At 65.3% G+C, this 19,671-nt stretch carries 18 protein-coding genes and 1 tRNA gene; 9 read left to right on the top strand and 10 right to left on the bottom strand.

Going from position 1 to position 19,671, the window contains the following annotated elements:
- Positions 1-125 precede the first annotated feature (125 nt).
- From CMV14_RS00860 to ftsE, 4 genes are all read right to left on the bottom strand, one after another.
- Positions 126-830, bottom strand: coding sequence for a lysophospholipid acyltransferase family protein (locus CMV14_RS00860; protein WP_066969121.1), 705 nt, complete (start codon positions 828-830; stop codon positions 126-128).
- Complete coding sequence (locus CMV14_RS00855; RefSeq protein WP_066969119.1) at positions 830-1,363, bottom strand: YdcF family protein; 534 nt, start codon at positions 1,361-1,363, stop codon at positions 830-832. Before CMV14_RS00855 ends, CMV14_RS00860 begins: the two co-directional genes overlap by 1 nt.
- A 241-nt stretch (positions 1,364-1,604) precedes the next feature.
- Positions 1,605-2,516, bottom strand: coding sequence for a cell division protein FtsX (locus CMV14_RS00850; RefSeq protein WP_066969117.1), 912 nt, complete (start codon positions 2,514-2,516; stop codon positions 1,605-1,607).
- Positions 2,516-3,211, bottom strand: coding sequence for a cell division ATP-binding protein FtsE (gene ftsE / locus CMV14_RS00845; RefSeq protein WP_066969150.1), 696 nt, complete (start codon positions 3,209-3,211; stop codon positions 2,516-2,518). The genes CMV14_RS00850 and ftsE overlap by 1 nt, the downstream gene beginning before the upstream one ends.
- Positions 3,212-3,350: 139 nt before the next feature.
- Between ftsE and CMV14_RS00840 the strand changes: the two genes are divergently transcribed.
- From CMV14_RS00840 to CMV14_RS00830, 3 genes are all read left to right on the top strand, one after another.
- On the top strand, positions 3,351-4,133 hold the full coding sequence (locus CMV14_RS00840; RefSeq protein WP_066969115.1) for a zinc-ribbon domain-containing protein: 783 nt from the start codon (positions 3,351-3,353) through the stop codon (positions 4,131-4,133).
- A gap of 153 nt (positions 4,134-4,286) precedes the next feature.
- Positions 4,287-5,387, top strand: a complete 1,101-nt coding sequence (locus CMV14_RS00835; protein WP_066969114.1) for a 6-phosphofructokinase — start codon at positions 4,287-4,289, stop codon at positions 5,385-5,387.
- Between the two features lie 91 nt (positions 5,388-5,478).
- Positions 5,479-5,565, top strand: a tRNA-Leu gene (locus CMV14_RS00830).
- 260 nt (positions 5,566-5,825) lie between these two features.
- Here the strand turns inward: CMV14_RS00830 and CMV14_RS00825 are convergent.
- The 5 genes from CMV14_RS00825 to CMV14_RS00805 all read right to left on the bottom strand — a co-directional run bounded on the left by CMV14_RS00825 (position 5,826) and on the right by CMV14_RS00805 (position 11,604).
- Positions 5,826-6,344: a hypothetical protein gene (locus CMV14_RS00825; protein ID WP_139114787.1), complete on the bottom strand. Its 519-nt coding sequence runs from the start codon at positions 6,342-6,344 to the stop codon at positions 5,826-5,828.
- Position 6,345: 1 nt separating this feature from the next.
- On the bottom strand, positions 6,346-7,356 hold the full coding sequence (locus tag CMV14_RS00820) for a trypsin-like serine peptidase (protein WP_066969112.1): 1,011 nt from the start codon (positions 7,354-7,356) through the stop codon (positions 6,346-6,348).
- Between the two features lie 305 nt (positions 7,357-7,661).
- Entirely contained in the window at positions 7,662-8,657 is a 996-nt protein-coding gene (locus tag CMV14_RS00815; RefSeq protein ID WP_066969110.1) for a GlxA family transcriptional regulator, read from the bottom strand.
- 974 nt (positions 8,658-9,631) lie between these two features.
- Entirely contained in the window at positions 9,632-11,248 is a 1,617-nt protein-coding gene (groL, locus tag CMV14_RS00810; protein WP_066969108.1) for a chaperonin GroEL, read from the bottom strand.
- Between the two features lie 41 nt (positions 11,249-11,289).
- A complete protein-coding gene (locus CMV14_RS00805) occupies positions 11,290-11,604 on the bottom strand; it encodes a co-chaperone GroES (RefSeq protein ID WP_066969106.1) in 315 nt (104 codons plus the stop codon).
- Between the two features lie 474 nt (positions 11,605-12,078).
- Here CMV14_RS00805 and CMV14_RS00800 point away from each other — a divergent pair, with 474 nt between their 5' ends.
- Positions 12,079-12,348: an usg protein gene (locus CMV14_RS00800; protein WP_066969102.1), complete on the top strand. Its 270-nt coding sequence runs from the start codon at positions 12,079-12,081 to the stop codon at positions 12,346-12,348.
- 252 nt (positions 12,349-12,600) lie between these two features.
- Positions 12,601-13,410, top strand: a complete 810-nt coding sequence (locus CMV14_RS00795; protein ID WP_238147150.1) for a trypsin-like peptidase domain-containing protein — start codon at positions 12,601-12,603, stop codon at positions 13,408-13,410.
- Between the two features lie 219 nt (positions 13,411-13,629).
- Here CMV14_RS00795 and CMV14_RS00790 read toward each other — a convergent pair whose 3' ends face one another.
- Positions 13,630-14,568 (bottom strand): GlxA family transcriptional regulator, encoded by a 939-nt coding sequence (locus CMV14_RS00790; RefSeq protein WP_238147149.1) that lies wholly within the window; start codon positions 14,566-14,568, stop codon positions 13,630-13,632.
- Positions 14,569-14,683: 115 nt separating this feature from the next.
- Here CMV14_RS00790 and CMV14_RS00785 point away from each other — a divergent pair, with 115 nt between their 5' ends.
- The 4 genes from CMV14_RS00785 to CMV14_RS00770 are packed head-to-tail and all read left to right on the top strand — an operon-like array spanning position 14,684 to position 19,662.
- Positions 14,684-15,940 (top strand): sarcosine oxidase subunit beta family protein, encoded by a 1,257-nt coding sequence (locus tag CMV14_RS00785; RefSeq protein WP_066969099.1) that lies wholly within the window; start codon positions 14,684-14,686, stop codon positions 15,938-15,940.
- Between the two features lie 11 nt (positions 15,941-15,951).
- On the top strand, positions 15,952-16,203 hold the full coding sequence (locus CMV14_RS00780) for a sarcosine oxidase subunit delta (RefSeq protein ID WP_066969096.1): 252 nt from the start codon (positions 15,952-15,954) through the stop codon (positions 16,201-16,203).
- Positions 16,200-19,157 carry a sarcosine oxidase subunit alpha family protein gene (locus CMV14_RS00775; protein WP_066969094.1) on the top strand — a complete coding sequence of 986 codons (2,958 nt, stop codon included), beginning with the start codon at positions 16,200-16,202 and terminating at the stop codon, positions 19,155-19,157. Before CMV14_RS00780 ends, CMV14_RS00775 begins: the two co-directional genes overlap by 4 nt.
- Entirely contained in the window at positions 19,150-19,662 is a 513-nt protein-coding gene (locus CMV14_RS00770; RefSeq protein ID WP_083216106.1) for a sarcosine oxidase subunit gamma, read from the top strand. Before CMV14_RS00775 ends, CMV14_RS00770 begins: the two co-directional genes overlap by 8 nt.
- Positions 19,663-19,671: the final 9 nt, after the last annotated feature.

The following is a 19,671-nucleotide window of genomic DNA, read 5'->3' as shown; positions in this document are numbered from 1 at the left end:
CAAGCGCAGCCCTGGAGAAGCTGTCACGGCGTCCTGCTTGGGAAAGAAGTGGCGCCGCTGCCAATCTTATACCATGGACCCGCCACGCCGTCTAATTTCCGGGCAAACCGTTGCGGCAAGGCGATTTAAAACGACTCGTTCCGGGGCCGTTCGAGAGCGTTGATGGCGGCATGGACCCGGTTTTCGATCTCGGCCCTCGGCAGGCTGGGCGGAATCGGCTCGCCAAGCCGGATCGTCACGATGCCGGGGTGTTTGCGGAAGCTGTTGCGGGGCCAGATCAGCCCGCTGTCGAGCGCGATCGGCACCACCGCCAGCCCGAGCTGCTTGTAGAGGCCGGCGAAGCCCGGCTGGAGCGGCGGCTGTTCGCCGGGGTGCACCCGGGTGCCTTCGGGGAAGATCAGGATCGAGCGCTGTTCATCCCGCGCCGCCGCCGCCGCACGCATCATCCGCCGAAGCGCCTTCGCCGATCCCGCCCGGTCGACCGGGATCACCCCGGCCATCTTCGCGATCCGGCCGAACAGCGGGATGTCCGCCAGCTCGCGCTTCAGCACCACCGCCGGATCGTCGAGCACCAGCAGCAGCTCGAGCGTTTCGTACATCGACTGGTGCTTGGCGGCATAGAGATGCGGCCCCGGCGGCAACCGCCCCTCTACCCTGGTGCGGATTCCCAGGATCCAGCGCGCGCACCAGCGATGGAACACAGCCCAGCCCAGGGCGTGCCGGCGCAAGGCGGCGTTGCCGAACAGCGCGCTGACGAAGGCGCTCAGCACCGCGATCACCGTGCCGGGATAGAAGAGCAATGCGAACAGGGTCGAGCGCAGCGCCACCATCATATGCCGATCAGCCCCGCCACCCGCCGCAGCAGATATTTGTTATACTCGCGCACCAGATCGACCAGCCCCGGCTCGGTCGGCACCGCGTCTGTGACGATCTGGATATCGTCGCCGATCATGGTTTCCAGGTCGTAACGCGCGCGCACCATGTGCCAGTCGGACGTGACCAGCCGGATCGAACGGTAGCGGTTGCGGCCGATCCAGCCCGCCGCCTCGGTGGCGTTGGAGCGTGTGTCGACCGACTCATGGCCGAGGTCGACGCAGCAATCGACCAGCGCGACCGGAGCCTTGAACTGGACGGCCAGCTCGTGCGGGCGCACCCGCCGGTCTGCGCCGGAGATCAGCAGCCGCTTCGCCCGCTTCGCCTCGAGCAGCGCCAGCCCCCGCTCCACGCGCCCGCGCCCGCCGGTCATCACGACGATGCCCTCGGTGGTGATCCCGTCGGGGGCGGGCTGCGGCAGGAACAAGGCGAAGGCCATGAAGCCGGCGATCCAGCCGAGCAGCGCGAGCGCCAGGGTGCGGACGATCATGGCCTGCCAGTTCCGATGACGGACACGTCACGCAATCCCGCTGCGTCATTCCCGCGAAAGCGGGAATCCATGGACGGCGGAACGTCCAGCCAAAAGCGTGCCATGACCGTGGATTCCCGCTTTTGCGGGAATGACGATTGTTGGGAGCAGCGCCGTGCAGACAGTTTTTCGTTCATAGCCGCCACGCCCACTGTCCTTGGCGGCGTCACAGCCGCCGCCGGGCCGGATGTCGCTGGCGCCCTCACAGCCGTCGCCTCAGGGCCATGACGATCGTCAGCCTTGCCGCGATCATCGCCAGCAGCGTACCGGCCAGCGGCAGCATCGCCAATATCCCCCAGGCCGCGAAGGGCAGTTCGACCGATCCGATCAGGTCCGATCCGACCCGGGTGATGCGATCCCCCACCGCGAAGATGACGAGGCTCGCCATCGCCAGCCCGACCAGCCCGCCGAACAGCGCATCGGTGGCGATGCGGCGCTGGAAGAGCTGGGCGATCTGCGCGTCGCTCGATCCCAGATGGTGCATCACGTCGATTGTCGCCTGATGGGTGTTGAGCGCCGATCGCGCGGCCAGGACGACGGTGAAGGCGGCCGCCGCCGCCATCAGCAGCACCAGCACGCCGGCCAGCCAGCGCAGCGAGGCGATCAGCCCGGCGAGCGGGGCCAGCCATTGGGCGTGCGCGTCGACCCGCGCCCGCGTGCTGATCGCGCGCACCGCTGCCTCGGCGGCGGCGATGCCGCCTTCCGATCCGGGCAGGAAGGCGACGTCGATCATCGCCGGCACCGGCAGGTCGTTCTCGGCCAGGCCCGCCCCCAGCCAGGGCTGGAGCAGCTCGGCGATCTCGCGGTCGCCGATCCGCCGCACCGACGCGACGCCCGGCAGCGCGGAGGCCGCCGCGACGATCTTGTCGGCGGTGGCATCGCGGCGCGGCTGATCGGCATCGACGATCTGGATGGTGATCTGGCTCGACATATGGCTGTCCAGTCCCCGCGCCGCGAAGCCCAGCGCCAGCCCGGCCGCCGCCGCCAGCACCATCAGGAACATCATGATCGCTATCACCCAGGGCATCGGCCCCGACAGCCAGCCCTCGGGCAGCAGCCGCCGGCCCGCCGCGCTGGTCAGCCAGTTGCCCGATCCGCGTCCGAACAGCGCCATCAGTGCGCGCCCGCCATGGGGGTGACGAGCCGCCCCTTGTCGAGGGTGATGGTCTGGGCGTGGTGGACGCGGGGGATCAGGTGGAGATCGTGGGTCGCGACCAGGATCGTGGTCCCAAGCTTGTTCAGCGCCTCGAACAGGTAGAGCAGCCGGCCGGCCATCTCCGGATCGACGTTTCCGGTCGGCTCGTCGGCGACGAGGATCTCGGGCCGGCCGATCACCGCGCGGGCGATGGCGACGCGCTGCTGCTCCCCGCCTGACAGCGTCGCGGGCTTGGCATAGGCGCGGCCCGACAGGCCGACCCACTCCAGCATCTCGCGTACCGGCGTGTCGATGTCGGCCTCGGTCACGCCGTTCACGCGCAGCGGCAGCGCGATATTCTCATAGGCCGACAGATGCGGGATCAGCCGGAAATCCTGGAAGACGGTGCCGATCCGGCGGCGGAAGCCGGGCATGCGCCCGCGCGGCAGGGTGACGACATCCTCGCCGAACATGCGGATCAGCCCGCGGCTCGGCCGCTGCGCCAGATAGATCAGCCGCAGCAGCGAACTCTTGCCCGCGCCCGACGGGCCGGTGAGGAAATAGAAGGCGCCCGCCTCCAGCCCGAAGCTCAGATCGCTCAGCGTTTCCGCGCCGGATCCGTAGCGCAGGCCGACATTCTCGAACTGGACGATGTTGGCGGCACCCGGCCTCATCCGATCCATTTCCCCGTCATGGCGCCGATCATGGCCGAGCCATGGCACAGCAATGGGCCTCCCGCAAAGGGCGGAACGCCGCTGATGCCCAAAAGCCTGCTTGCAGCCGGACTCGTCTCGGCGCTACTGATGGGTGCCAATGATACTGATCTGCCCCGCCTGCCAGACCCGCTACCTGATCCCCGACGCCGCGATCGGAGCCTCCGGCCGGCAGGTGCGCTGCGCGAGCTGCAAGCATAGCTGGTTCCAGGAGGGCGTGGCCGAGACGGCCGAGCCTGCCCCTGTGCCTGCGCCGGCTCAGGTCCAGGCGCCGGCCGCGCCGCCCCCCGCCGGCGCATGGCCGCCTCCCCCGCCGCAGACGGTGGAGCCGGTTCCGCCGCCTGCCGCCGCCGACAGCGAGGCGCCCGAAGCCGATGTCCAGGCGCGCTACGACGCGCCGGGCGAGGTGGCGCCGGTTCACGACCATCGTCTGCTGCCCGCCCATCCGCGCCCGCGCCGCCGCATCGGCCGGCTGCTGACGATCGTGCTGGTGATCGCCGCGCTGGTCGTGCTCGCCACGATCGGGGCGGTCGTCGCGGTCGGCCCCGACAAGCTCGCCGAGCGGCTCGACCTCGTCCCGGCCCCGGTGCCGCTGGTGATAGAGATGACCAGCAAGCCCGAGCGGCGTGAGACCGCGAGCGGCAACGAACTGCTCGCGGTGACGGGCCGGATCGTCAACCCGACCGACCAGCCGCAGACCGTCCGCGACATCCGCGCCGAGCTGCGCGACACCTCGGGCCGTACCGTCTACAGCTGGACGATCACCCGGCCGGTGCCGATGCTCGCCCCCGGCGGATCGGCCGAGTTCGACAGCGCGGCGGTGGATATCCCGCGCGGGGCGAAGAACCTCCATCTGGCATTCATCGGGCCGACGGGGAGCTGATCGGCCCAGCAGAGGGATCGAACGACCCTTTTGAACGTCATGCCAGCGAAGGCTGGCATCCATGTCTGTTGTCTTCTCAGATGCCATCTCGAATGATGAGAGACATGGACCCCAGCCTTCGCTGGGGTGACGGATAAGCGGAGGCAAGGATTCATGCGCATCGGCGTGCTGACCGGCGGGGGCGATGTTCCCGGGCTCAATCCCTGCATCCGATCGATCGCGCTGTCGGCGCTCGATCGCGGCTGGGAGGCGATCGGCTTCAAGCGCGGCTGGCAGGGCTTCCTCGAGATCGATCCGGCCGATCCGGACAGCGTCTCCGCGCACAGCATCCGGCTCGATCGCGAGGCGGTGCGCGGGATCGACCGGGCCGGTGGCACCATGCTCCACACCTCGCGCACCGATCCGCGCACCGTCGAGGGCGGCGACCGGACGAATCACGTCCTCCATGTCCTGGACAGGCTGGGGGTGGACGCGCTGATCACCCTGGGCGGGGACGGCACGCTGCGTTTCTCGGCGCATCTCTCGGCGCAAGGCTTTCCGGTCGTCTCGATCCCCAAGACGATGGACAATGACGTGTTCGGCACCGATTATTGCATCGGCTTCTCGACCGCGATCACCCGCTCCGTCGATGCGATCAACGCGCTGCGCACCACCGCCGAGAGCCATGAGCGGATCGCGATCGTCGAGCTGTTCGGACGGCGTTCGGGCGAGACGGCCCTGCTCGCCGGCTTCCTTGCCCAGGTCGACCGCACCGTGATTGCCGAGGTGCCGGCCGATCCCGACGTGCTGCTGCCGCTGTTGGTGGCGGACCGCAGGAGCCGGCCGGGCGCCTATGCGATGTGCGTGATCTCCGAGGGGGCGAAGCTGCTCGGCGACGAGGCCGGCGACGAGCAGCGCAAGCTCTCCAACACCAAGCGAAGCGAGACGGCGGTCAGCCGGCGGCTGGCGCTGATGATCGAGGATCATGCGAAGGAAGGGACGATTGTCCAGCAGCTCGCCTATCTGATGCGCTCCGGCGATCCCGACGCGCTCGACCGGATGGTCGGCTTCGCCTTCGGCGGCATGGCGATCCAGAAGATCGAGGCGGGCGAGACCGGGCGGATGCTGGCGCTGCGCGACGGCAATTACTGCCATGTCCCGATCGACACGCTGCTCGGTGGCACCAAGACGGTCGATGTCGACAAGCTCTACGATCCCGCGCGCTACCGGCCCAAGCTCACCCATGTCGAAGGCATGCCGATGTTTCTCTATTGAGCAGCGGGAAATAGCCGTTGCGCCCCGCCCATCGCTTTGCTAGTGGCGCGGGCCTGCCAGCATCCCGGCCCGCCGGGATCCTACTCGATGTGCGGTCGTGGCGGAACTGGTAGACGCGCAACGTTGAGGTCGTTGTGGCCGAAAGGCCGTGGAAGTTCGAGTCTTCTCGACCGCACCAAACAGTCCTTAAGCCATTGTAATAGCTCAATTTTCCCTTCGGGGTCCGGCTGGAATGGCGCAGTTCCGCGCCGTTTTCGCGCTTGTGCGGGTGGTCTTGAAGTCGGTTTGGTCTCTGATCGTCGCCTCAATTCTGGGCCCTTCTCGCCTCCGTCTCCGGTCGACAAAAAGGTGACTGCAAGATGGTCATGCTATGGTCAGAGATTCCGTTCTGGACTCAGCGCTAAAGGATTTGACTCGCTAAAAGCGGAAGGTCCGCTTTCAACCCAGTTGCGGGACACATGCAGCGTTCAGTATCCGTCCCTGACGGACCGCTATCCGGCGCATGGTCAACCGTGCATCGGGATGACCCAGGCGTCGGATGCGGCCTTCGAACAGGTCGGCGGTGATCGCATGCGCGATGCAGTTGGCATGATAAACATCTTCGTGGATGCCGAAGATGCTTGTCGAGATGTCGTTCCACCGGTGCCGGGCCACATCGAGTGTGGCGCGCAATTCGATACCGGTAAGCGTCCAGCGGCCCAAATAGGCAAATGTGCCATCACCGCCACCGAGCAGTCCCTCTCCGAGATGGATTACGCCGCCTCGCGTTTCACTCTCGGTGCAACCGAACATACCGAACCGTAAAGACCATAAGCCCGTCAGCTCCTCGGCTGTTATCTCAACCGGGACACTACCGGCGACCGGTGGACGGCCGGTCAGGAAGGTGGTGGTGCCCAGCGAAAATCTGTCCGCGCAATCCGGTGCTTCGACCCACGCAAATTCCGTCTTCTCAGTCACTTCAATCTCCACTCAGCGCGTGAGAGTCGGATTGGTGCTCGCCCTGGTCATTCGCGAGGAGCCCATGGCGTGCCGGGACGATGCTAGCCGGCTTGCCATCAGCTTTTATCAGTCTGCTGAGCACTGGCTGATCACGCACGACCATATCGACCATCGCTACGATCGCCGGTGTGAAACGCAGCCCGTAGTTGAAGCACAGATTGGGATCGTATCGAGGTCGGGCCTGATCGCAGACAGCGCCCAGATGCACGCCGATCGCGACGTGCAGGCGCTCGTCATAATACATGCCGCCCGATGACCCCGGACTCGAGTCCGCCGATGTCGAAAATAGCCGCTGCGGATTGGTGACGCGCAAGCCGGTCGTGTCATCGCGCAACTGGCTCGCCGGGAAGTCGCGCAACCGGCCTCTGGTGACTAAGGCGCGCTGGATCGCGCTGACACCAGAATGGAAAGCGATAAGATTCACCAGCGTCTTTTCGGAACCTTTCAAAGGCATCGCCACTGGAAGGGCACCGATCTTGACCGGCCGATCGAGTTTCAGGATCGCGACGTCATACGAGCTGTCATTGCGGACGCTAATGTCTGCCCAGGGAGACAGGGCATATCGAATGTGGGTTTTCTCCCGGATCTGCTCGTTCGGGTCATATAGAGCGAAAGTGCAGTTGGTCGGGTCGGTGGCACCGGTCGCTTTAACCGATCGGGGGCCACGGAAAAATATATGGGCGGCCGTCACCACCGTGTCGGCGCTGCCCAGCACCCAGCCCGTGGCCATATTGGCGATGCCGGGCGTTCGAGGATCGTGGCATTCAACTCGACCGACACCCGCTAACCAGCCCATGTCGTCGGCGGACATTATGACCGGGCCACCGGTCGGGTTATTTCCGCTGAGGATGATGGCATTGGCGGCCGTGCCACTCGATAGGATCATCGCCATCGCCGGGACGAGCAGGGGGCGCCGGGCAAGGGCGTACAGCGCCCCGCCGTTCGATAGAGATCGAAAAGCCATGGTCATGTCCGATGCAGGGTTCCGGTAGCCCTGCGTCAAACCCGCATGGCACCGGCTCTTATTTGAATGATATCAGCGTTCGCGCACCTGGCGCGCTGCCGCCGCGTTCGCCTGGACGTTACGCCGCGCTGGAGACCGGCGGATGATGGTATCTGTCGAGCTGTTCATCAGCTCTGTACGTCGGGGCGACGCGATGCACGTTTGGAGCAGTGGGCAGCATGGCCGGGGTAGGAGTGAGTCGCATGATATGACCTCCATGGTGCCAACATGCGGCGGCACGCCGGCCATCACAAGTTCGGCCAAGCGACGGTTCAGGACAAATCAGCGTCACTTTCGTCATTGCCCGCATCTTCCGAAACGGTTTGAAAGCGCAGGCGATATTGCAGAGGCGTAACGCCGATCCTCCGTGAGAACGCTCGTCGGAGGGTCGCCGTCGAACCGAAGCCTGCGGCGTAGGCGATCATCTTGATCGGTGATGCGCTGTCTTCCAGGAGGCCGCGGGCGATCTCGATGCGAGTCTTTTCCACATATGCGGCCAGGCTTATGCCGAGTTCCGCGTGGAACAGCCGGGAAAGGTGTCGCGGGCTGACGCCGGCCGCTTTGGCAACTGCCGGGAGACGCAGGTCCGCACGCGGATTTTCCAGGACTTGAAGCCTGATCCTGTCGATAGGACTGGTGACGGCGGACTGTGCGGTCAACGTTGCGCTGAACTGCGATTGTCCGCCTGGTCGCTTTAAAAAAACAACGAGCCGGCGTGCCACCCACAAGGCCAGAGCGCTTCCATGATCCTCCTCGATCAACGAAAAGGTGAGGTCGATTGCCGCGGTCACCCCGGCGGAACTGAACACTGGTCCGTCCCGAACGAAGATTCGGTCGGGTTCGATCCGGATTTCGGGATATTCAGCGGCAAGCCGTTCAGCATATTGCCAATGGGTGGTGACGCGGCGCCCCGACAATAGTCCTGCCTGAGCCAACAGAAAGGCGCCCGTGCAAGTCGAGCCGTAGCGCCGCGACTGCATGGCCTGTTCCCGCAGCCAGCGCGTAACCTTTTCGCTTGAGCGACCTGGTGACCCATAAGGCCCGACAACGATCAACGTATCGGATGGCTGAGTCGCATCTCGCATACCTACATCGGGCATGAACCTGACGCCGCACGAGCTCTCCGCAAGAGTCCCGTCCTCGGTTACCAACCGAACGCGATATGGCTCCCCCGATCGCATCTTGCAGTTTGCTTCGAAAAGCGCATCGCGCACCCCGGCGATCTCAAGCAAATGTACATTGGCGGGGGCAAAGATCGTGATGAGCACAGCTCGTCTCGCTCAGCGGCGGCGTGATACCCCCGGATCGATCACCAGAATACGCCTCCTTGTTCCGATTACCTAGAGTGATCGGAGACGATCGTGGGGTATCCCCGATACCGTCGCCGCCGACCCTTCGAGAAACTGGAGAGCGCAGATTGTCGCCGGAACGCCGAGTGAGTGTTCGGACTGTGGCGGTGCCAATCGATAGCTGTTGAGCTACCCGCCCAAAACGCCCTCCAGCTGTTAGGCCGCGGAGATGTCCCTAGAGGCGAGTGCATTGTTATGCGGACGGGGCCGTAGGAAGGCGCGAGCGCCATTGCAAAGTAGCGTGCCGACCTTTCCGTCCGCGAGCGAACTTATCTCTCCATCCTAATTTGCAGATTCGACACATGTAACTTACGGAAGTTACGCCATTAATTTCCCAGATTTTGGCGGTTGTGGTGAGCTGGAGAGACTAGTTCGAGTCTCGTCGACTGCACCAAACAGTCCGTAAATTCTTGTAATAACTGCGTTTCCCTTCGGGGACAGGCCAGAATTATCCGTGCCGGCTATCCAAATCCTTACCCGCATGAGCACTCCCACTAAATCGTGTTCGGCGCGCCGGCTCCACGATCATTGACGTGCAACTTAGCTGAGGAGGCGTGCCTCCCTTTGCCCGCAACCCTGCGGCGAAAGAAGTATGGCAAGCGGTCGGCCGTCATCCGCTCGCCAGTCCGGGAACGGTATTCGGCGGCGCGCTCCCGTGGCATGGCGACAAGCAGCCGCAAATTTCATCGACGCCTCCAATGATTGCGAAGTGCGTGCGGCCGCCACAGACCCCGGTCGCCGCAAATGCGGCGCAATTAGCCAGGACGGAGGCGGCATGGGGCGCCGGTCATTCGATGAGGAGTTCAAGCCCATATACGTGCGGACATATTGCGGATGGTTTGTGGCTGATCCGGCGAAGGGAGGGCGCGCGGACGCGACGCCCTCCCCCGAACTCAATAATCGGACGTTGCGGCGGCTACTTTCTCGTCCTTGGGCGCCTCGGCAACGAGGGCCTCGGTGGTGATGAGCAACGATGCAACCGAAGCGGCATCCTGCAGCGCCGTCCGCACGACCTTGGCAGGATCGATCACGCCGGCCTTGACGAGATCTTGATATTCGCCGGTGGCGGCGTTGAAGCCCCACGCATAATCCTGATGCTCGAGCAGTTTGCCGACGATGTACGATCCATCCTCACCCGCATTTTCCGCGATCTGACGAGCGGGTGCGCGCAGGGCTCGGCGGATGATATCGATGCCGGACTGCTGATCGTCATTCGCAGGCTTCAGCCCTTCGAGAGCCTTCAAGGCACGTAGCAGCGCAATCCCGCCGCCTGGAAGGATACCCTCCTCGACCGCCGCGCGAGTTGCATGCAGGGCGTCGTCGACACGGTCCTTCTTCTCCTTAACCTCGACCTCGGTCGCGCCGCCGACGCGGATAACCGCAACGCCACCTGCCAGCTTGGCCAAGCGTTCTTGCAGCTTCTCGCGATCATAGTCGCTCGTCGTGGTCTCGATTTGCTGGCGAATCTGCGCCACCCGGCCCTCGATGTCGGGCTTCGCACCGACGCCGTCGACGATCGTCGTGTTGTCCTTGTCGATCGTCACCTTCTTTGCGCGGCCGAGCATGTCGATGGTGACGTTCTCGAGCTTCGTGCCGAGCTCTTCGCTGATTACCTCGCCGCCGGTCAGGACCGCGATGTCCTCGAGCATGGCCTTGCGTCGATCGCCGAAGCCCGGTGCCTTGACGGCGGCGACCTTCAGGCCGCCCCGTAGCTTGTTCACCACCAGCGTCGCGAGCGCTTCGCCTTCGACATCCTCCGCAATGATCAGCAGCGGTCGGCCGGACTGGACGACCTTCTCGAGCAGGGGCACCAGCGCCTGCAGGTTCGAAAGCTTCTTCTCATGGATGAGGATATATGGGTCGTCGAGCTCGACCTTGAGCTTCTCGGCATTGGTGATGAAATAGGGCGAGAGATAGCCGCGGTCGAACTGCATGCCGTCGACCGTCTCGAGTTCGGTTTCGAGGCTTTTTGCCTCCTCGACGGTGATCACGCCTTCATTGCCGACCTTCTCCATGGCCTCCGCCAGGATGCGGCCGACCTCGGCGTCGCCATTGGCTGAGATCGTCGCCACCTGCGCGATTTCGCTATTGGCGCTGACCTTCTTGGCATGCGCCTGCAGATCCTGGACGACGGCGCCCACGGCGAGGGCGATCCCGCGCTTGAGGTCCATCGGGTTCATGCCGGCCGCAACCGCCTTCGAGCCTTCCCGAACGATCGCCTGGGCGAGCACGGTCGCGGTCGTCGTGCCGTCGCCCGCCTTGTCATTCTGCTTGTTCGCCACCTCGCGCAGCATCTGCGCACCCATATTCTCGAACTTGTCGGCGAGCTCGATTTCCTTGGCGACCGTCACCCCGTCCTTGGTGATGCGCGGCGCGCCGAAGCTCTTCTCGATGACGACGTTGCGACCCTTCGGCCCCAGCGTCACCTTCACCGCATTGGCGAGGGTGTCGACGCCGCGCAGCATGCGGTCGCGCGCATCCGAGGCGAACCTGACTTCCTTCGCAGCCATGATGGAATACTCCTTTCTGTTCCTTCCTGATGTTAAGCGGCTCAGGCCGCCTGCTTGAGTTCGGTGACGGTTTCGACCACGCCGAGGATGTCGCTCTCCTTCATGATGAGGAGATCCTCGGCGGCAATCTTAACCTCGGTCCCGGACCATTTGCCGAACAGAATGCGGTCGCCCGGCTTGACGGTCAGTTCAACGAGTTGGCCACGCTCGTCACGGGCACCGGGGCCAACGGCCACAACCTCGCCTTCCTGCGGTTTTTCCTTGGCGGAGTCTGGAATGATGATGCCGCCCGAGGTCCTTTCCTCGGCTTCGATGCGGCGGACGACCACGCGGTCGTGCAAGGGACGGAAATGCATGCATAACCTCCGGTTGCAAAAGCGTTTGTATCGTTCCTCTCACTGCTTCCAGCGACAGGCGGCGCCGAGCTAGGAAGCTTGTTTTTTCCGTTCAAGAGGCGGAACGAAAAATTTTGGCACTCGGATCGGTCGAGTGCCAAAATTTGTCGGAGCCGCGTCTTGGGAGACTTGACGGACCGCCGATGGGAACCCAGTTTTTGCCCGCGGCCGGTTGTGGCCGCGTGGCGACACGTGAAAGGGAGGCGGGCTTGTCGCAGCCAATTTTCAGACGAATCTTCATCCACCCCCGGCGGGTGGGACCCCGGCACGAACCCGAGGTTCAGCGCGCCATCGCAGCGGCACAAGCGGCCGCAAATGGGCACGGTCCCGGCTCGCCCGGGCACGAAGGCGAGCAGCTCCAGCCGACGATCGTACGGATCCATATGCTGGGAGTGGCCGGCATTCCTGCCGGCTCGAGGCCCACCTTGCACTGAAATGGTCGACAGGGCGTTCATCCGGCAGCTGCAGGGCTACGGGCTGACGATTGCGGAAATCCATTATTATCGTCCCGACGCTCCGTCGCTTCTCCAGCTTTTCGTCTGGCAGGAATATGACTTGGCTCCGGATTTTCCGGTGCTGTTCGAATTCCTCGACCATTGGCGCAGCGAGATCGACGCTGCGCTCCACTCTGTCCGCATCGCACACGATCAATTGATACGACCGAGCGAGTGGCGCGCAGTCAACGGGGTGATCTCGATCGACTGAGCCGGGGGCTGGATCAGCTCTGGCGGGGGTCGGTAGGCGGCGCGACCGACGATCGTCACAAACTTGAAAGCTCCGGGGCAGCGATCCATTTCAAAGTCGGCGAACCAGGGAGAGAGAAGTTCCACCATGGGAACAGACACTGAAGCAGCCCCCGAAGCACGCGCATTCGAGGCCGATCCGCGCAGCTTTTCTGCCCGGTTGATCCGAGCCTTGGCACGGGGGCTTGGGACAAGCGCATAAAGGACCGATTTTATGCGACGAGAGGTAGCGGCACTTATGCTGTTAATGGGAGCGTTGCTTCTCGCCCCCGCCGTGATGCAGCGACCGGATCGTTCCCTGGCCGACGGTGCGGCGGTCGCCGCGTCGGGCGAGCCGATACCGCTGGAGCGATTGAGCGTCGCGCCTCTGGTAAGACGGGTTGCCCCAGCCGTGGTCAATATCGCTGTCGCCTATCCCTCCCCGTACGCCCAAAATCCATTGCTCCGCGATCCTTACTTCCGCCGCTTCATGGGGGTACCGGATGCCGCGATGCAGCCCCGGCTATCCGCCGGATCTGGCGTGATCATAGATGCCACCCGCGGGCTCGTCCTGACGAACAACCACGTCGTGGGTGAGGGCTCGGCTATTCTGGTCGTCCTTCAGGACAAGCGGCAGTTTACGGCAGAGCTCGTCGGTACGAGCCCAGGCACGGACTTGGCAGTCTTGCGGATTCCGCCCGAGAGGCTGGTAGCAGCTCCTCTGGCCAGTTCCGACACCGCGGAGGTCGGTGATTATGTGGTAGCGATCGGCAATCCGTTCGGTCTTGGGCAAACTGTTACCGCCGGCATCGTCAGCGCACTGGGTCGCGGGCTGACGCCGCAGAGCGGGATGGGGCTGATCCAGACCGATGCGCCCATCAATCCCGGTAACTCGGGCGGACCGCTGATCAACATGCGCGGTGAGGTGATCGGCATCAACACAGCGATCCTCGCGCCGGGCGGAGAAGGCAACATCGGCATTGGCTTCGCGGTGCCGGCGAGCGTCGTACGCCAAGTCTTGCGCCAGGCGAAAAGGGCGATCTGATCGAGGAGCTGATGTCCGAGCGTTGAGTTCCGCGCGTGCAGTTGTTCGAGTCTCCTCAACTGCACGATCATCCTTTGAGAGCAAAGAATTCTTCCGGGGGTTTGGCGCGCTGCCGACCCCCTGGAATGCCGTCGGGCGTTTCACGCCACGGCGGTTCTGGCCCCGTGCATCGGACGCTCGTTCGCGCCCGCTCACCGGACAGGGCTGACGCGGCTTCTTTTACCGCGATCTCCGCGTTGCGCTCGGCGGCTCGCCGAAATGGCTTCGATAGGCACGGGCGAAATAGCTTCCGCTGCGAAAGCCCGTGGCGACGGCGACGTCGGTGACGGACATGCCGGTCTTGTGGAGCAGGTCATGCGCGACCTCCAGCCGGATGGCGGCGTAGCATCGGCCGATATTGGTCTGGAGCTGGGTCGCGAACAGCCGTTCAAGCTGACGCAGCGACACGCCCACGCTGCTCGCCAGCGTCCCGGCGGTCAACGGATCTTCCACCGAACTTTCCATCAGAGCGAGCGCGCGGACCACCCGGTCGTCCGTCACGCCATAGCGTTCGCGCAGGTTGAGCCGCTGTGGCCTGTCCGCCCCACGCGCTTCGGTGCGGATGAACCATTCGCTCACCTGGGACGCCAGCGCATGGCCCTGTTCCCGCGCGATGAACTCTATCGCAAGGTCGAGCCCCGCGGTTCCCCCGGCACAGGTCACGCGCCGTCGGTCGATCACATACAGGCCCGGCTCGATGGTCAGGTCACGGAAGCTGTCCATGAACGACGGCATATGATCCCAGTGGATCGTGGCCCGATAGCCATCGAGTAGTCCGGCCCGGGCCATCAGGAACGGCCCCCCCGAAATTCCCGCGATCGTCGTGCCCATGGCCGCGATGCGCCGCAGCCATGTGAAGGTCGGCCGGTGGGTGAACCGGGCCGGCTCGCCGCCGGCGAAGACGAACAGCATATCGCAGGACAGCGCCTCGCCGACCGCCTGATCCGCCAGGATGCTGGCACCGTTCGATGCGCGGACCGGGTTTCCGTCGATCGAGATATGGCGCCAGCGGTACAGTTCCCGTCCCGCTAGGACGTTCGCGGCGCGGTAGGGCTCGACGATCGAGGCATAGGACATCAGCGCGAAACCGTCGGTCAGGAGCAGCCCCACGGTGCGCACCGGCGGATTTTCGCTGCGATGTCGTAATTCTGCTGGCATTTGTCGCCCTTGTATCATCGTGCCGCCCAGAAGTCTGTACGTCTGTGGAGAGCAATCTCCACGGGGCTGGAATCGCATGGCGCGCTTTTCGATCTTCGGTCTGGCCAGGAACGCCTTGTCCGGCCATCGCCGCTGGCGGCCGACCTGGCGCGATGCGGCTCCCCGTACCGACTATGACATGATCATCGTCGGGGGCGGCGGCCACGGCCTGGCGACGGCCTATTATCTGGCCAAGGTCCACGGCATCACCAATGTCGCGGTGATCGAGAAGGGCTGGATCGGCGGCGGCAATGTCGGCCGCAATACCACCATCATCCGGTCCAACTACGGCCTGGACGGGAATGCGCCATTTTACGAATGGTCGATGAAGTTGTGGGAGGGGCTCGAGCAGGACCTCAACTATAACGCGATGGTCAGCCAGCGCGGGGTGCTGAACCTGTTCCACAGCGATGCCCAGCGCGATGCTTTTGCGCGGCGCGGCAATGCCATGCGGCTTCACGGCATCGATGCCGAGCTGCTCGACGCGGCGGCGGTGCGGCGCATGGCGCCCTTCCTCAATTTCGATCATGCGCGCTTTCCGGTCATGGGCGGCTTGCTTCAGCCGCGCGGCGGCACGGCGCGCCATGATGCCGTCGCCTGGGGATATGCGCGGGGCGCGTCCGACCGCGGGGTCGATATCGTCCAGAATTGCGAGGTCCTGGGTTTCCTGCGCGACGCGACCGGCCGGGTGACGGGCGTGGATACCAGCCGCGGGCAGATACGGGCGAGGAAGGTGGGGCTGGCGGTGGCGGGCAACAGCTCGCGCCTGGCGGCGATGGCGGGACTGCGCCTGCCGATCGAGAGCCATGTGCTGCAGGCGTTCGTGACCGAAGCGCTCAAGCCGGTCGTGCCCGGTGTCATCACCTTCGGTGCCGGTCATTTCTACATCAGCCAGTCCGACAAGGGCGGTCTGGTGTTCGGCGGGGATATCGACGGCTACAACAGCTATGCGCAGCGCGGCAACCTGCCCGTCGTCGAGGATGTCTGCGAAGGCGGCATGGCCCTGATGCCGATGATCGGCCGCGCGCGGCTGCTGCGCAGCTGGGGCGGCGTCGCCGACATGTCGATGGACGGATCGCCGATCATCGACCGCTCGCCGGTCGACGGCCTCTATCTCAACGCCGGCTGGTGTTATGGCGGCTTCAAGGCGACGCCCGCCTCCGGCTGGTGCTTCGCCCATCTCCTCGCCACCGGCCAGCCGCACCATGTTGCCGCGCCCTACCGGCTCGATCGCTTCGCCCGTGGCGAGGTGATCGATGAAAAGGGCCAGGGCGCCCAACCCAATCTCCACTGAGAGATCCAGCCATGCGCATCCCCTGCCCCTATTGCGGTGAACGAGACGCCCAGGAATTCGTCTATCGCGGCGATGCGGCCCCCGTGCGGCCGGCCGGCGACGACGGTTTCGAGGACTATGTCTATCTGCGGGACAATATCGCGGGGCCGATGCGCGAGCATTGGTATCATGCCCAGGGCTGCCGCAACTGGCTGACGGTCGATCGCGACAGCTGCAGCCATGCCATTTCCGGAGCACGGCTCGCCAGGGGAGGCACCGCATGAGCCGGCTGGCCTCGGGCGGGCTCATCGACCGCTCCCGCACCCTCGATTTCAGCTTCGACGGCCGGCGCTATTCGGGCTTCGCGGGGGATACGCTGGCCTCCGCGCTGATCGCCAACAACGTCCGGCTGGTCGGGCGATCCTTCAAATATCACCGGCCGCGCGGCATCCTGACGGCGGGCAGCGAGGAGCCCAACGCGCTCGTCACCCTCGGCAGTGGCGCCGAGGCCGAACCGAACAGCCGGGCGACGACGATCACCCTGTTCGACGGGCTGCGCGCGACCAGCCAGAATCGCTGGCCGAGCCTGTCCTTCGACCTTCTTTCGGTGAACCAGCTGGCCGCGCCGATCTTCGTCGCCGGCTTCTACTACAAGACGTTCATGTGGCCGGCGGCGCTGTGGGAGAAGCTTTATGAGCCGCTGATCCGCCGGGCGGCCGGCCTGGGCGCGCTGTCGGGCCTGCCCGATCCGTCGAGCTATGATCGCAACCATGGCTTTTGCGACCTGCTGGTCATCGGCGGCGGGGTCGCGGGCATTGCCGCCGCCCTCGTCGCGGGCCGCGCCGGCCTGCGCGTCATCATCGCGAACGAGGATGCCAGGCTGGGCGGCCGGCTGCTGGCCGAACGGCACGAGGTGGACGGTGTTGCGGCGGCCGAATGGGCGGCGGACCAGGCAGCCGAACTTGCCTCCATGCCCAACGTCACCGTCCTCGATCGCACCACGGTCTTCGGGGCCTATGACGGCCGCGAATATGGCGCGGTCGAGCGGCTGACCGACCATCTTCCGAACCAGGACAGGCGCGGGCCGCGTCAGCGGCTCTGGAAGATCGTGGCCCGTCGCGCCCTTCTGGCGACCGGTGCGATCGAACGCCCGCTGGTGTTCGGCGGCAATGATCGGCCCGGCGTCATGATGGCATCGGCGGTATCGACCTATGTCAACCGTCACGCGGCGCTGCCGGGGCGCCGCGCCGTCCTGTTCACCACCACCGACAGCGGCTGGCGGACGGCCGAGGACCTGATGCTGGCGGGGGCTGACATCGCCGCCGTGGTCAATCCGCGCGGCGAAGCGGGGGGCGCAGCCGATCGGCTCCGGGCGGCTGGGATCCGCATCCTGCAGGGTGCAATGGTCACGAACGCGCGCGGGGCGCCGTTGAAGGCCGTCGACATCCGCACGTCCGACGGTGGCACCGTCACCGTTAAGGCCGATCTGCTGGCGATGTCCGGCGGATGGAATCCGGCGATCGGCATCGGCAGCAATCTCGGCGCCCGCCCCGTCTGGTCCGATCGGATCGACAGCTTCCTGCTGGAGGATGCTCCACCCGGCCTGGCTGCGACAGGCGCGGCGGCGGGGGAGCTGTCCCTTGCGGCGGCACTGGCCGATGGCGTCGCCAAGGCCGGCGGCGTCGTGGAGGATCTGGGCTTCAAGGCTGTGGCCTTCCCGATTCCCCCGACGAGCGACGATAGCGGCCGGGCCGCGCCGCTCTGGCATGTCGGGGAACATGGCGGAAAGGCGTTCGTAGATTTCCAGCATGACGTGACGGACAGCGACGTGTCGCTGGCTGCGCGCGAGGGCTTCGTCTCGATCGAGCATCTCAAGCGGTACACGACGCTGGGCATGGCGACCGATCAGGGCAAGACGAGCCAGTTGAATGGTCACGCGCTGCTCGCCGCCGCCACCGGCCGCTCATTGGCCGAGACGGGGACGATCCTGTCGCGCCCGCCCTATCTGCCTGTCGCGATCGGCGTGCTGGCGGGGCACCATCGCGATGAACATTTCCGGCCCGAACGCCGCACCGCCAGCCATGAATGGGCCGCCAGGCGGAACGCCGTGTTCGTCGATGCCGGCCAGTGGAAGCGCGCGCAATGGTATCCCCTGCCCGGCGAAGGCGACTGGCTCGAGTCGGTCAGCCGCGAAGTCCGGGCGACCCGCGAGAATGTGGGCATCTGCGACGTTTCGACGCTGGGCAAGATCGACGTGCAGGGCCGTGACGCTGGAACGCTGCTCGACCGGCTCTACATCAACATGTTCTCGACCTTGCCGATCGGGAAGGCGCGCTATGGCGTGATGCTGCGCGAAGACGGTTTCGTCATGGACGACGGCACCACCACGCGCCTGGCCGAGGACCGCTTCTTCGTCACCACGACCACCGTGAACGCGGCCAAGGTGATGCAGCATATCGATTATGCCCGGCAGATATTGTGGCCGGAACTGGATGTGCAGGCGACTTCTGTGACCGAGCAATGGGCGACCTATGCAGTGGCGGGCCCCCGGTCGCGCGATCTGCTGCAGCGGCTCCTGCCCGATCAGGATATCTCGAACGAAGCCTTGCCGTTCATGGGCGCGCGCGAGTTCCGCTGGCGCGGGGTGACGGCGCGGCTGTTCCGGCTCTCCTTCTCGGGCGAGCTCGCCTATGAGATCGCGGTTCCCGCCACCCATGGCGAATTGCTGATCCACGCGCTTTTCGAGGCGGGGGAGGCGTTCGGCGTCACGCCCTATGGCACCGAGGCGCTTGGCGTGATGCGCATCGAAAAGGGGCATGCGGCCGGAAACGAGCTGAATGGCCAGACGACGGCGTGGGATCTGGGCATGGGCGGCATGATGTCCAGGAAGAAGGACTTCATCGGCCGTGTACTGGGCAATCGCCCGGCTCTCTCCGATCCGTCGCGGCCGAGGCTCGTCGGCGTGCGTCCGCTGACGCTGGGGGACAAGGTGCGGGCCGGCGCCCATCTCCTGCCGGCCGGCGCGGCGGCGGTCGCCGCGAACGACCAGGGCCATGTCAGCTCGGCGGCCTGGTCTCCCTCGCTGGGCCACTGGATCGGCCTGGCGTTGCTGAGAAACGGGCCCGAGCGGATCGGCGAGGAGATGGTGATGCACGATCCGGTTCGCGGCGCGGATATCGCCGTCGAGATTTGCCATCCCGTCTTCATCGATCCGGAAGGGGCGCGCGTCCGTGGCTGATGATTTCGCCCTGGTCGAGCGGTCGTCGCTGGGATTGGCGACGGTCATGGCCCGCAAGGATATCTCCGCTGCCGATATCGGGCGCGCCCTGGGCATGCCGATGCCCGATGGCCCGTTCGAGAGCACCGGCGTCGATATGTCGCTGCTCGGCACCGGCCCCGGAAGCTGGCTGGCCCTGTGCGAGAAGCCCGGGGAGGATTGGGCGGACGGCCTTGCGGCGAAGCTGGATGGGCTGGCGTCGCTGTCCGATCAAAGCGGTGCCTATGTCGTGTTCCGCCTCGGCGGCGCGCGGGCACGCCGGCTGCTGCAGCAAGGTGTCGCCCTGGATCTCGATCCCGAAGTCTTCCCGCCCCATCGGGTGGCGGTGACGATGATCGCGCATATCGGCGTCATCCTGTGGCGGTGCGCCGCCAGGGATGCTTTCGATGTCGCTATTTTCAGAAGTTTTGCCACCAGCTTCAGGCAGTGGGCCACGGCAACGGCAGCCCACCTCATCGAAGCCTGAAGTTCAGCG

It is taken from the genome of Rhizorhabdus dicambivorans (genome assembly GCF_002355275.1).
In the GTDB taxonomy this organism is placed as follows: Bacteria; Pseudomonadota; Alphaproteobacteria; order Sphingomonadales; family Sphingomonadaceae; genus Rhizorhabdus; species Rhizorhabdus dicambivorans.
The sequence above is the reverse complement of the archived record's forward strand: the minus strand, read 5'-3'. Positions and strand labels throughout refer to the sequence as shown.